Source organism: Streptomyces sp. NBC_01244, assembly GCF_035987325.1.
Lineage (GTDB): Bacteria > Actinomycetota > Actinomycetes > Streptomycetales > Streptomycetaceae > Streptomyces.
Genome location: NZ_CP108488.1, coordinates 331201 through 344026, shown reverse-complemented (window position 1 = coordinate 344026; position 12826 = coordinate 331201). Strand labels below are relative to the sequence as shown.

Below are 12826 nucleotides of genomic sequence, written 5' to 3'. Positions count from 1 at the left end.
TTCAGGGGGCGGGGACGCGCACCGCGAACAGGACGGTGTCGTCCTGGGCCTCCTGAGGCCCGATGGTGTCCAGGAGTGAGCGCAGCAACGCGTGCAGCCGGATGCCCGGCGGGGCCGTGACGAGCTCTCGGGCGAGGCGCTCGACGTTCTCGTCGATGTCCGTGCCGCGTTCCTCGACCAGCCCGTCGGTGTACAGCAGCAGCGTGCTGCCCGGAGGAAGCGAACGGGTTCCGCAGGTGCGGGGCCCGGGCGGCAGGGTGTGGTGCAGCAGGACATCGTGGTCGGTGAGGTTCTCCACTCCGCCGTCCGGGGTGAGCAGGAGCGGGGCGGGGTGGCCGGCGTTGCTCCACTTCAGGTGCCAGTGACCGTCTGCCACCGGACGGATGTGTGCGTGGACGGCGGTGCCGCTGGCCGGCAGGTTCAGGCGCCGGCAGGCCCGCTCGAGGGCGCTGAGGGCCTGTTCCGGTCCCTGGCCGGGGTGGTCGTGGTCCGCCTGGCGCAACATGCTGCGGACCTGTCCCATGAGGGCGGCGGCCCGCATGTCGTGTCCGGTGATGTCGCCGACCGTGAGGGCCAGCGCCCCTGCGACGCCGCTGCCCGGCACGCGGGGCAATGGGTAGGCGTCGTACCAGTCTCCGCCGACCATGTCGTCCCGTGCGGCGGGCCGGTACAAGGCGGCCAGTTCCAGACCGGGTGCGTCGGGGAGGTCGGTGAGCATGGCCCGCTGGAGGTGGCTGGCCGCCGTGACGCGGTCATCCAGGTGGAGTGCGCGTTCGACCGCCTGGGCGGTGTAACCAGCGAGCGTGGTCAGCACCGCCCGCTCGTCCAAGCCGATCTCGTGCGGGGTGTCCCACCCCAGGACGAGGGCGCCCAGTATGCCGTGCGTGCCGCGCAGGGGCAGGCAGGCGGCGGTGTGAAGGTTCAGGGTGTCGAATCCCGGGCTCGCCACGGTGTCGGAGAGGGCGTCGGGATCCGAAGGCGGCCCGGCGACCACGACCATCCGGTTCTCGCGCACCGCTCGCGAGACCGGCCAGTGCGAGCCGAGGGCGAACCGTTCGGGAACGCCTCCGGCGGCCGCGTCACCGTCGACAGGACTCGGCACGCGGTGGAGCATCCCCTGCCGGACCAGGAGCAGGTCGACCCGGGCCGGCTTCAGATCTCCGCTGACCAGGTCTCCGACCCGTTGGCGTACGTCGTCCAGGCCGCGGGTGTCGGCGAGGTCCTCGGAGGCCCGCAGGAGCAGCTCCGAACGGTTGAGCAGCTCGTGCACCCGGGAGGCCTCTTCCTCGGCCGCGATGGCCGCCACCTCGGCCGCTTCGCGGGCCTGACGCCCGATCTCGGAGCGGACCCGCATCCGGGCCTGGGCGCTGCACGCGGCGGCCAGGTCCGAGAGGTCCTGTACCTCGTCCTCGCTCCAGACCCGGAGGCCGGGGTCCATGACGGCGAGGACGCCGAGGAGCTCGCCGGAACTCCCGACCAGGGGGACACCGGCGAACGAGAAGGCCGCGGTGCCGTCACCGGCCCTCGACAGGAACCGGGGTCGCCCGTCCTCCGCGACGCGGCGGCAGCACTCCAGTACTGCCTGGTCGGGTCTCGTTTCGGGCGGCCAGCACTCCGGGAGCGCGCCGGCGGCCTCGCCGGCCGGCTCCAGGCATACGAGTCCGAGCGGGACCGCGAGCACGCGGGTGGCGAGCCGGGCGAACCGATTCAACCGTCTTCCTCCCATGCGTACCCGGGGGCCGGGCCCGCCCGCCCCTGACCTGCACCCCGCAGGTCCGGGCACCATCCTAGGCCCGTGCAGCCGAGGCGGCGGCGTGCTGTTCATGCTGTTCGCGGCCGTCACGGGGCCACGTAGAGCGCTGCGAGTGGAACCGAGGCCAGCATGTGCAGAACCCGCCCCACCCGATGGCGCGGGTTCTGCACATGCCGAAGCCCGCCCGCCCGTCGGGCCAGGGTCCCGGCCGCCCCGGCTCTCGCCTCACTGGCCGGGTTCCACCGGAGGTGGCCGGCGCAGCAGCTCGTCGTGAAGGAGCCGGCCGACGAGGGAGCCCCCGAACACGACCACGCCGATGCCGACGAGCCAGGTCTGGATGACGAGGACGGTTCCGAAGGGGCCGTAGGTGACGGCGCTGGACGCGATCAGCGGCGAGAAGACGAGCCGGGAGAACACCCGCAGCCCGAGAAGCCCGAACATGGTGGCCACCGCCCCGGGGAGCAGGGCGGTCCACGGGACCCGGCCGCCGAGCAGCAGGCGCTGGGACCACCAGAAGAGGGTGCCGATCGCCACCGTGACGAAGCCTCGGGCGGGGGAATCGCGCCACGGCGGGGCGATCGCCGAGAGGAAGAGCACACCCACCAGCACGCCGAGCCACAGCATGTGACGCCATCGGGCCCACCAACGGGACGGGAGGTAGGTCCCAGACCCGTTCGTAGCCGCCCTGCAGCATCGTGCCGAAGGACAGGCCGAACAGGCCGAACAGGCCGAACACGGCGAGTAGCGCGAGGCCGAAGGCGGTCGTGGTCCGCCAGGCCTGGCCGGGCAGGGCGAAGAGCCGCTCGATTTCCGCCCGGGCGGTCGGCGATACGCCGAGCCCGTCGCCGCCCAGCCACTGCGCGAACCCCTGTCCGCTGCGGGTGTCCGCTGCGGACACGACGATGAGCAGGGGCACCAGGGTCAGGAACCCGAGCGCCGCGAACCCGAGGGAGCGTTGCCACAGGTCGACGTCCCGCACGTGCACCCAGCGGCGTCCGGCCCGCGCGCGGCGGGCCGCGCTGCGTATCCGTCCAAAGGGCGACAGCCGTCGGGCCTCACCGGATCTGGTCATCTCACCGGCACACGCCCGGGTCCGCCACGACCGCTGCGCCCCGGCCGGTTCCGAGGCATCCGCGAGGGGCGTCGGCGGCGGGTGCGGTGACGGGGACGGGTGGGTCAGGGGGTGAGGTGATGTGCATGGCCGTTCCAGGTGCTGCTTTCACGGTGGAACCCTGCCGAACGGGAATCCACTGCGGGGACGGCGCCCATGTGTCCGGACGATCAGGTCGGGCCTACGAGGACCGGCGCCGACGGCCGTGGGACGGCCTGTCCGGGTAGTCCGGGTAGGCCGGGCGGTCCGCGGACAGGGCCACCCGCCGCGGACGAACACAGTGAGTCAACGGTCGGGGTGAGGCGGCAGTGAATATGAGGGGAGAGGCTGAGGGCGATCATCGGCGCGTGCGCGTGCGAGGGCCGGTCATGGGCCAGCGGCGTCGGCTCGCTCCGGGCGGTGTGCGGGGCGCCGTCGGCACGGGCCGTGACTTCACCGGCTGGACCCTGCTGGACCCTGCTGGACCGGGGTGGGACGGACGGGAGAGTGTCGAGTACACGTTGCTGCTCGTCGTCTCCGAGCTGGTGACCAACGCGGCCCTGCACGGGCACGGCTGCGAAGAGCTCGTACTGACCGCTGGCGAGAGAGAGCCTGCGGATCGAGGTGCTCGACGGAGCTGCCGAGCCCCGGGCCGTACGCCGGCCGGCCCCCCCGGCGGCCACCGCCAGCACCTCGTGCGTCGGCTCGCCAACCGGTGGGGCTGCGACCCCCTTGGCAGGGGAGACCCTCGACAGGCAGCGTGCAACTGACCGCCGTGCACCGGTCCTCCAGCCGCCCGAGTGGCTCGAACTGCCCGGCTCCTTCCCGGCTCTGCCGCTGCTTGACGAGGCCACCTGTCCCTTGGATCCGCGGACGAAGGAGCGAGCCGAGCGGGCCCTCACGGAGCGTCCCGGCACCTTGGTCGCCCTGGGCCACCGCCTCTCGACCGCGGTGAAGCGCGCACCGGCCCCGAACAGGGCCGACAGACACGGCAGCGTCATGCCCACGGCCAGACGAGGAAGCCGCCGAAGCTCTTCCCGAGAGTTCCTCCCCATCAGTACGTACAGCACCCCGCGCGCCAGCAGGCCGCAGCGCACCGTGCTGCGTCCACTGGCCGGGCATGGAAACTGGTCCAACTCACCTACCGGCAGGGGTTGTACGGAGCGCGTGCAGGCGAAGGCCCAGGGCACACGCGGGTCATGACGGTACTCAAGACAAGCGTTCTCGTCCTGGACTGCGCCGATCCCGAACCCCTGGCCAGGTTCTACGCCGAACTACTCGGAGCCACGGCCGGTCCGGCGACCGGGGACGGGGAACTGATCCTCGTCACTGGCGACTCCGGCGTGGTGCCCCTCGGGATCCGGCGCGATCGGAACCACCTGCCGCCGAGCTGGCCGCCGCCGGAGGACTCCCAACAGGCCCATCTGCGGATCCTGGTGGCGGACGATGACCTCGACGAAGCCGAGCGGGAGGCCGTGGCACTCGGTGCGCGCCCGCTGGCCGCCGAAGAGGACGGCAGCCGGCTGGACGACCGCACGACGCTGCGCCGGTTCAGCGATCCGGCAGGGCACGCGTTCGTCCTCGCGGCCGTACGCGAGGACCCCGCCGCCCACGGCGGGGACCGGTGACGATCCCAGACGGCGACCGGACGTCGCCCCCGTCGCAATCGGCATCGGCGCCGGGCTCACGGGGACGGGGACGTGCGCGGGTCTGCGAGCGACGGCTCGCGCCACATCGGCCAGAGCGGGTGGGTCCGTCCGTCCTCGGGCTGGGCGCGACAGGTTGTACGGAGCGTGGTCGTCAGAGGTTTCGATCTGGAGCCAAGCGTGGTGAAGGGCCATACGGGCGAGGAGGGAGCTGGCCCTGCCGGTCACCTCCCGGCGGATGTCCGGAGAGGGTGGCCGTCGGGGTTGCGTGGCGTGGGCAGTCCCGCGGTGTGGAGGACCTTGCGAGCGGCGTCGATGGCGAACACTTCGCAGTGCGGGCGCCCAGCTGCCCACGCGACGCCGTCGGTGCCCAGTGCGAACGCCGCCGTCGCCGTGGCGTCCGCCACCGTGAGCGTTGGCGCGACGACCGTGAGGGAGAGGAGACCGGTGGCCGGGCGGCCGGTCCGGGCGTCGAGGATGTGGGCGTCGCGTTCGTAGTGGCCGGACGTGGCGACCGCAGCGTCGGTCAGCTCCAGGGCCGCGCAGAGCCGGCCGGCGTCCTCGGGGTGACGTATGCCCACCCTCCAGGGGCCGCCGCCGGCGACGATGTCACCGCCGGCGTTCAGGCAGAACCGCTGTACCCCGGCGGCCGTCAGCAGCTCGGCGGCGCGTTGCACCGACCATCCCTTGACGACGGCGCACGGGTCGAGACCCCGGCCCGGCAGCCGTACGTCGAAGGCACCGCCGCTCGCCTTCCGGTACTCCTCGCACAGCTCCAGGACATGGGCGAGGTCGGCGCTGACGCCGGCGACGCTCAGCTCGCCCCGGTTCAGACGAGACACCTCGCTGTCGGGCTTGAACGGGCTGAATCGCCCGTCGACCTCGCGTAGCCACGCGAAGACCGCGTCCGCGGCTCCCTCGGGGACGTGTGCGTCGTCGATGCGCAGGGAGACCGGAAGGCCCATGACGTGCTCGACCCGGTTCATGTCAGGTGCCGCTCTTCCGGTCGAGGGCCGCCTGGAGTGATTCCTTGTAGCCGTCGCTGGTGATCGTCGCCCCCGTCACCGCGTCGATGTCGGCGCTCTGGGCGTCGAGAGTCGACTCGATAAGCTGTGGCAGTGCCGCGGTGGTCTGGGGGTGCCGGGGCGCCTTGAGGGCCCTGACCGAAGTGATCCTTCCTGCCGTGAGTGTCACCTCGACCTGTACGGCCCCCTTCGCGGTCGGGACCGTCGACCCGGCGATCACCTGGGTGCCGGAGGGAGACGAAGGCGGGGCGGACGACTCCGACGGGGAATTCGGCGGGGCGGAGGAGGCCGAGGAGTCCGACGGGGGCGCGTCCGGGGACAGAGCCTCCGCCGGGCTCGGCGGCGCTTGAGCGGACGCGCCGGTCGACGGGGTGTACCGCCAGACCGGGATCAAGGCCGCGATGGACAGGACAAGGGCGGGCAGTGCTCGTCTCACGTGATGTTCCCCTTTTTCTGCTCTGGCTGACTCATCCGGCGAGACTGAAGCGTTCGAAATGAATCTGTGGTGTGGGCACGCCGAGCGTGCGCAGGCCGCGCAGTACGGCGCCGGTCATGCCGGGCGGGCCGCAGACGTAGATGTCGCGCTCGGCGAGGTCGGGGACGAGCGCGGACAGCGCGCCCGGTGACAGCGGGTCGGGGTTCGGCGGGCCGCTGATCAGATGCAGCGATGCGCCCTTGGCGGCGGCGAGCTCCCGCAGTTCGCCGTAGAGGACCGCGTCCTGGGGGGCGGAGACGCGGTAGACGAGCACGGCATGCCCGTGCAGGTCCTCCAGGAGCGCGCGGATCGGGGTGATCCCGACACCGCCTGCGATCAGCAGGGCGTCCGGGCGGGTGCGGTGGAGGGTGGTGAAGGCGCCGTATGGGCCTTCGGCGAAGACGCGGGTCCCCGGCTCCAGGTGGCGCAGGGAAGAGGATCCCGCGCCGGAGGCCTTCACCGTCAGGCGCAGGCGGGTGCCGTCGGGGGCAGCCGACAGGGAATACGGGTTCGCCTGCCACCAGCGATCCTTCGTCAGGAACCGCCACAGGAAGAACTGGCCCGCGCGGGCGGGGAGCCGGTCCAGGTCGCGGCCCGTCACATAGACGGAGACGACGTGGTCGGACTCGGGGACGACGGCCGCCACGCGCAGCCGGTGCCGGAGGTTTCGCCGCAGGGGGAGCGCGAAGCGGCCGGCGAACACCGCACCGAGCGCGCAGCCCCACAGTCCGTACCAGTAGGCGGTGGCGGCCGGCGACGTGGCGAACGTGGTGCCCGCCGCGACCTGGTGGGTGAAGGCGAGCACCACCGCGACGTAGGTGTACAGGTGGATGAAGTGCCATGTCTCGTAAGCGAGTCGGCGCCGCGCCCAGCGGGCCGAGGCCCCGCCGACGACCAGGATGAGGACCATGGCGACGATCGCCCGCAGCACGCCCTCGGTGGTCTCGGCCAGGTCGATCAGCTGGTCGACCGGGCCGAGCGAGGACGCCTGGGCGTAGCCGAAGGCGATGAAGACGCCGTGTCCGACCAGCGAGCACAGCAGCCCGAATCCCGTGACGCGGTGCCAGGCGGTGAGCCGGTCCATGCCGATGCGGCGATCCAGCCAGGGCAGCCGGGCGACCAGCAGCAGCTGGAAGGCCATGAACAGCGCGCCGTAGAGGCCGCAGAGGCGACCGAGCACGATCAGCGCGTTGGACGCGAAGCCCGCCTGGGAGAAGAAGTAGGCGACGGCCGCCGCGTTCGAGGCGAGCAGGGCGTACAGGCCGGCTCTGGCCACCACCCGGGGTCGCAGCGCCGAGGGTGGACGGGGCGGAGCCGGCGCCGGTGACGGCGGTGAGGACGTCGTGGGGGCAGCGGTCACGGGCCAAACCTCCTGGATCGAGTCGTTGGAGAGAGCTTGGCCGCCGGGACCTGTCGATTCCCTGTCAGGAGACTTTCAACTCCCTATCGAAGTGCCCCGGAGCTGATCGGCGGGGCCGCTCCGCCGTGCGCGTGACGCAAGATGGGCGGGTGGACAAGATACGAGTGCTGGTCGTGGACGACGACCCGCCGATCGCCGACCTCGTCGCGACGGTCGCCCGCTACGAGGGCTGGGAAGCGGTCACGGCCAACTCGGGCCGGGAAGCGCTGCGGCTGGCCGGCGACTTCTCCCCGGACATCGTCGTCCTGGACCTGATGCTTCCCGACATCGACGGCTTCGGCGTGCTCGACGGTCTGCGCGCGGCCGGGACGATGGTGCCCGTGGTGTTCCTCACCGCACGCGACACCGTCGCCGACCGGGTCGCGGGGCTGACCCGCGGCGGTGACGACTACCTGGTCAAGCCGTTCGCGGTGGAGGAGCTGATGGCCCGGCTGCGCACCGTGCTGCGGCGCAGCACCGGGCCGGGATTCGAGCGGTCCGTCCTGCGCGTCGCCGATCTGACGATGGACGAGGACAAACGGGAAGTGCGGCGTGGAGAAGACCAGTTGACGCTCACGCCGACCGAGTACGAGGTGCTGCGCTACCTCATGCGCAAGTCCCCGACCGTGCTCACCAAGGCGCAGATCCTCGACCACGTGTGGGAGTACGGCTTCGGCGGCCGCTCGAACGTCGTCGAACTGGTCGTCAGCCGGCTGCGCCGCAAACTCGACGCCACGGGCAGCCCGCTGATCCACACCGTGCGCGGCTTCGGATATGTGGTGAGGCAGGCCGCCGAATGAGCGCGCGGCTGCGCGACACGTACCGCAGACTCCGCCTCGGAACCCGGCTCGCGCTCGGCCTCGGCGTGCTGTCGCTGCTGGCGTTCGCCGTCGTCGGCACGTCGCTGACCGCGTACATGCGCGACTACCTGGGACACCAGCAGGTCGCCCAGCTGAAGCTGGTGCAGAACACGCAGGCCAAGGACGCCGCCGAGCACGGCACGGTCAAGCGACAGCCGTACTACGGGTGGTACACGGCTGTCTACGACGTCAGTGATGGCACGGCGGCGCTGCGCCGGCCCGCCGATGTCCCGGACGACACCGGGGAGTTCACCGCCCTCGCTCAGGCGCGCGCCGACTCCGACGGCGACCTGACGAGCACCGCGCAGCTCGCGGGGAAGGGCGCCTACCGGCTGCGGGCCTGCGAGGTAGTGCCAGGAGTCGTCCTGGTCAGCGCCGCCCCGATGGCGGAGATCGAGGAGACGGTGGAGCAGCTGATCACGGTCCAGGTGATCGCGTTCACGGTCGCCCTGCTGGCCCTCGTCGCCTTCGGGCGGATCCTGCTGCGGCGCGGCCTGAAACCGCTCAGCGACATGGCGCACACCGCACACGGCATCGCCTCGCACGACCTCACGGAGTCGGCGGCCCGCCTGCCGCTGCGCGCCGACCGGTCCGGCGGCGGACCCGAGGTCGAGGAACTGCGCACTGCTTTCAACACGATGCTGGAACACATCGACGACTCCCTGGCCGTACGCGCCGAGGCCGAGCAGCGGCTGCGCCGCTTCGTCGCCGACGCCTCGCACGAACTGCGCACCCCGCTCATGTCGGTACGCGGCTACGCGGACCTGTTCCAGTACGCCGCCGCCAACATCCCCGAGGAGCGCGACAGGCACCTCGCCCGACTGCGCTCCGAAGCCGCCCGCATGGGCATCCTCCTCGACGATCTCCTGCTGCTCGCCCGGCTCGACGCCGCCGAGGTGGACGCGCCGCTGCGCATGGAACCGTGCGATCTGGCGGAGCTCGCCCGGCAGGCCGCCGACGCCTTCCGCGCCGTCCATCCCGGTCATCCGCTCACCCTCGACGCGGGGTCCCGGCCGCTGCCGCTGAGCCTCGACCCCGTCCGCGTCCGTCAGGTGCTCGACAATCTGCTCACCAACGCGGCCGTCCACACGCCCGCGGGGACGCGTGTTTCGCTGACGGTGGGCGTGACTCCGGGGGCCGCCCGTTTGGTCGTGGCCGACACGGGGCCCGGCATCACGGACGCCGACCAGCACCGGATCTTCGACCGGTTCTACCGCGTGGACAAGGCCCGCAGCCGAGTGAACGGCGGCAGCGGTCTCGGCCTCGCGGTGGCCCGATCCCTGGTGACCGCGCACGGCGGCACCCTGACCCTGCGCAGCGGGGCCGGCGACACCGCCTTCGTTCTGGAGCTGCCGCGCTCGGAGCTCTAGGCCGCGCCGCCCGTGAACCGTTTCCTTCGGGGGTGCGTAGGACCGCGTACGGCGCCGGGAGCCGGACGCCGTTCCACGAAGGACGGAAGGACACCGACATGGCGGGCAACATCAGGGTCAGCCCGGAGGAGATGCAGGAAGCCGCCGTCTGGATGGACAACCAGAAGCAGCGGATGCTCGACGCCATCAAGGAGGCGAAGAACAAGATCGACCACGTGGTCGACAACTCGTACGACACCCCGCAGTCGAAGGCCAAGTTCGCGCCGATGTGGGAGAACTTCCAGCGCCAACTGGAGACGGGTGTCGAGGAGATGACGCAGATCAGCGAGTACCTGAAGAAGACCGCCGAGGCGTTCGTCCAGACCGACGACCAGACCACTTCCGGGATCGGCTGACGCCTCGGCCGACCACGGCACCGGGCCGGGTTGCGGGCGCCTCGGCGGCCCGGAACCCGGCCCCCGGCCGTTCGGCGGGGCCGCGGGGCGTGGAGCCGTAGAGCCGCGGGGCGGTAGAGCCGCACAGCCGCGCGCGGTGGAGAAAGGGAGTCATGGCGACGATCGAGATACCCCTCGACGAGCTGAAGGACGTCATCAAGCTGCTCTCCGACATCCAGGAGCGGATCGAGACGAAGACCGGCCTGCAGCGCGTCGGGAGCGAACAGGACGTGGGCGATCCCGCGCTCATCAAGGCCGTCAACGACTTCGACGGCGCCTGGAAGGCCGGCCACGAGCGGGTCCAGGAAAACGTGGAGGCGTTCAGGGAAGCGAACCAGGGCGTCATCGACAACTTCGAGAAGACGGACAGCGAGACCACGTCGGGATTCGAATAGCACCGGTGGGGCCGGTCCCCGGGGGGCTCCGCGCGAGCCCCCCGGCGACCGGCCGCACCGAAGCCCCGTAGGGCGGAAGGGAGACGAGTTCGATGGCACAGACAGCCGGTACGACGAGCACGACCGCGGAGGCGGCACCGCAGCGGTTCACCATGGGCTACCCCGACTCCTGGTGGACCCTCGACCTCGACGGGCACAGCAGGGACGCGGCAATCCGCCGCATGATCGAGGGGCAGGCGGAGGGGGCCGAAGCCGACCGCGAGGTCGTCGACGCGCTGATCCGGTCCACCCGCAAGACGGCGCGCGAGGCCCACGCCCGCGGCGCGCTGCAGGTGGCCGGGATGGTCAAGTTCACCGAGGCGGCCGCCACGCTGAGCGCGACGACCGTGGTGATGCGGGTGTCCCCGCCCGAGGACTCCTCGACGGACCTCGCCGAGCTGCTCATTCCCGTGGCCCTGAAGAACTCCGAGAACCCGATGGGCAGGGGCACCCGGGCGAACAAGGTGGAACTCGTGGATGTGCCGGGGCTCGGCGCCGTGGGACGCGCCACCGCCATCGAGGACGTGGACTACTGGGGGAACGGCACCGTGCGCACCGCCTTGATGCACACCATCGTGCCCGTACCGCACAGCCGGGACTTCATGGTGGTCTCCAGCTCCACGCCCAACCTCGGCCTGGTGGACGCATTCTTCGACCTCTTCGACGCCATCAGCGGGACCCTGCGGTTCCTGCCCTGAGCGCTCTGACTGCCCTCCCCTTCCCAGACAGCAGAAAGCGAGGCCGACGCGATGGCACGTCCGGCACTGGCCGAATGGGCGGTCCTGGACCTGGACCAGGATCCGACCCCTGGCGATCCCGAGATACTGAAGAACCTGGCCAAGGAGTACCGGACGGTGTCCGAGGAGGCGGGCGACGCCTTCGGCACCTTCGACCGGATCAAGAACCAGGACCTGGGCAAGGGCAAGGCCATGGAGGCCCTGAAGAAGGTGCTCGACGAGCTGCCCAACCAGGTGGCCGCGCTCCGGGACTCCTACGACATGGCCGCCGACGCGGTCGAGGCCTACGCCCCCAAGTTGCGCGACCACCAGGACAAGGCGGCCCGGGCCCTGGCCGACGGCCAGCTGGCGAAGGCCGATCTGACCTCGGCCATCGCCACCGCGAGGTCGGCCTCGGCGGCGGTCACGGGGCTGGACAACGCCGCGCCGCCACCGCCCGACGACGAGTCGGCGAAACTCGCCGCCCGGCAGGCCATGGACCGGGCCAGGGACGAGGCACGGTCCGCCACCGCCGGCGTCGACGCGGCCCAGAGCGCACTGGACGCGGCCAAGAACCTGGCCCTGGAGGCCAGGGGGCTGCGGGTGGCCGACGCCTCGACGGCGGCAGTCGCGATGGGCGACGCCGAGGACAAGGCGGTCAAGCAGAAGAACTTCTGGGACAAGCTCTGGGACACCATCGGCTCGGCGTTCGGCATCATCAGCGCCGTCCTCGGCGTGATCTCCTTCCTCATCCCCGGACTCGGGGCGCTGGGGCTCGTCCTGGGCGCCGTCAGTCTGATCATGGGCCTCGTCCCGCTCGGCATCAACATCGCCAGAGGAGCGGTAACCGGCGACTGGGACATCGCCGGAATCGTCCTCGGCGTTCTCGGCGCGGCCTTCGGCGGCTTCGCCGTGGTCAAGGGCATCGCCGCCGGGTGGGGCGGCATCGGCAAGGGCGTCATCCAGAACATCAGGGGCATCCGGGGCGGCCCCGTGAAACCCCCGGCGCCCGGGGCCGCCGACGACATCCCGCTCGTGCCCCGGCCTCCGGCCGAGCCGCCGCTGCCGCCGTCCACGCCGCGCCCGGCGCCGGGCGAGCCGCCGCTGCCGCCCTCCCGGCCGCCGTCCTCCTCCAGCGACGACGCCTTCTACACCCCGCCCGGCAGCCGGCCGCCGTCCTCCTCCTCCAGCGACGACGCCTTCTACACCCCGCCCACCAGCCGGCCTCCCACTCCGGACGCTCCGGAGAACATTCCGCTCCCCAGTACGCGGCCCAGCACCCCGGAGAACACTCCGATGCCCCCGTCGGGGCCGCCCTCGACGGCTCCCTCGTCGCCGCCCCCGTCGATCCTGCCGAACAACCCCGGCTTCGTGAACCAGTACATCCAGGACCTGAAGACCGGTGTCTGGGGCTGGCAGCAGGTCCCGGGCACCATCGGCGCCTCCACCGCGTTCGGCGGCACCATCTACGCCCCGGGCGCGACCGCCGGCACGTGGAGCGGGACCGTGCACGCCCCGCCGCTGGTGGGCAACACGAACGACAACGGCACCTGACCGCCCCACCACCCCCGATACAGCAGCGGGCTCCCGCGCCGGAAGGCGCGGGAGCCCGCTTGCGTGTCCG

At 71.9% G+C, this 12826-nt stretch carries 11 protein-coding genes and 1 pseudogene; 7 read left to right on the top strand and 5 right to left on the bottom strand.

Going from position 1 to position 12826, the window contains the following annotated elements; translation table 11 throughout:
• Position 1: 1 nt before the first annotated feature.
• Together OG247_RS01420 and OG247_RS01415 are read right to left on the bottom strand one after the other, a co-directional pair.
• Positions 2–1711 (bottom strand): SpoIIE family protein phosphatase, encoded by a 1710-nt coding sequence (locus tag OG247_RS01420; RefSeq protein ID WP_327250419.1) that lies wholly within the window; start codon positions 1709–1711, stop codon positions 2–4.
• A gap of 267 nt (positions 1712–1978) precedes the next feature.
• Positions 1979–2825, bottom strand: a pseudogene (locus tag OG247_RS01415) (ribonuclease BN).
• Positions 2826–4042: 1217 nt separating this feature from the next.
• Between OG247_RS01415 and OG247_RS01410 the strand changes: the two are divergent.
• A complete protein-coding gene (locus OG247_RS01410; RefSeq protein ID WP_327250418.1) occupies positions 4043–4471 on the top strand; it encodes a VOC family protein in 429 nt (142 codons plus the stop codon).
• A 242-nt stretch (positions 4472–4713) separates the two neighbouring features.
• On the opposite strand, the gene OG247_RS01405 is transcribed toward OG247_RS01410, so the two are convergent.
• From OG247_RS01405 to OG247_RS01395, 3 genes are read right to left on the bottom strand one after another with little or no spacing between them, the layout of a single operon-like run.
• Positions 4714–5475: an FAD:protein FMN transferase gene (locus tag OG247_RS01405; protein WP_327250417.1), complete on the bottom strand. Its 762-nt coding sequence runs from the start codon at positions 5473–5475 to the stop codon at positions 4714–4716.
• A gap of 1 nt (position 5476) precedes the next feature.
• A complete protein-coding gene (locus OG247_RS01400) occupies positions 5477–5950 on the bottom strand; it encodes an FMN-binding protein (protein ID WP_327250416.1) in 474 nt (157 codons plus the stop codon).
• A 31-nt stretch (positions 5951–5981) separates the two neighbouring features.
• Positions 5982–7349, bottom strand: coding sequence for a ferredoxin reductase family protein (locus OG247_RS01395; protein WP_327250415.1), 1368 nt, complete (start codon positions 7347–7349; stop codon positions 5982–5984).
• Between the two features lie 149 nt (positions 7350–7498).
• Here OG247_RS01395 and OG247_RS01390 point away from each other — a divergent pair, with 149 nt between their 5' ends.
• The 6 genes from OG247_RS01390 (at position 7499) to OG247_RS01365 (ending at position 12756) form a co-directional block, all read left to right on the top strand.
• Positions 7499–8188: a response regulator transcription factor gene (locus OG247_RS01390; RefSeq protein WP_327250414.1), complete on the top strand. Its 690-nt coding sequence runs from the start codon at positions 7499–7501 to the stop codon at positions 8186–8188.
• Entirely contained in the window at positions 8185–9618 is a 1434-nt protein-coding gene (locus tag OG247_RS01385) for a sensor histidine kinase (protein ID WP_327250413.1), read from the top strand. The genes OG247_RS01390 and OG247_RS01385 overlap by 4 nt, the downstream gene beginning before the upstream one ends.
• A gap of 32 nt (positions 9619–9650) precedes the next feature.
• The gene (locus tag OG247_RS01380; protein ID WP_327250412.1) at positions 9651–10013 is read left to right on the top strand and encodes a WXG100 family type VII secretion target; all 363 of its coding nucleotides are present in this window, start codon (positions 9651–9653) and stop codon (positions 10011–10013) included.
• Positions 10014–10165: 152 nt separating this feature from the next.
• Positions 10166–10447 (top strand): hypothetical protein, encoded by a 282-nt coding sequence (locus OG247_RS01375; RefSeq protein ID WP_327250411.1) that lies wholly within the window; start codon positions 10166–10168, stop codon positions 10445–10447.
• A 92-nt stretch (positions 10448–10539) separates the two neighbouring features.
• Positions 10540–11184, top strand: coding sequence for a hypothetical protein (locus OG247_RS01370; protein WP_327250410.1), 645 nt, complete (start codon positions 10540–10542; stop codon positions 11182–11184).
• Positions 11185–11235: 51 nt separating this feature from the next.
• Entirely contained in the window at positions 11236–12756 is a 1521-nt protein-coding gene (locus OG247_RS01365) for a hypothetical protein (RefSeq protein ID WP_327250409.1), read from the top strand.
• The last annotated feature ends 70 nt before the right edge of the window (positions 12757–12826 follow it).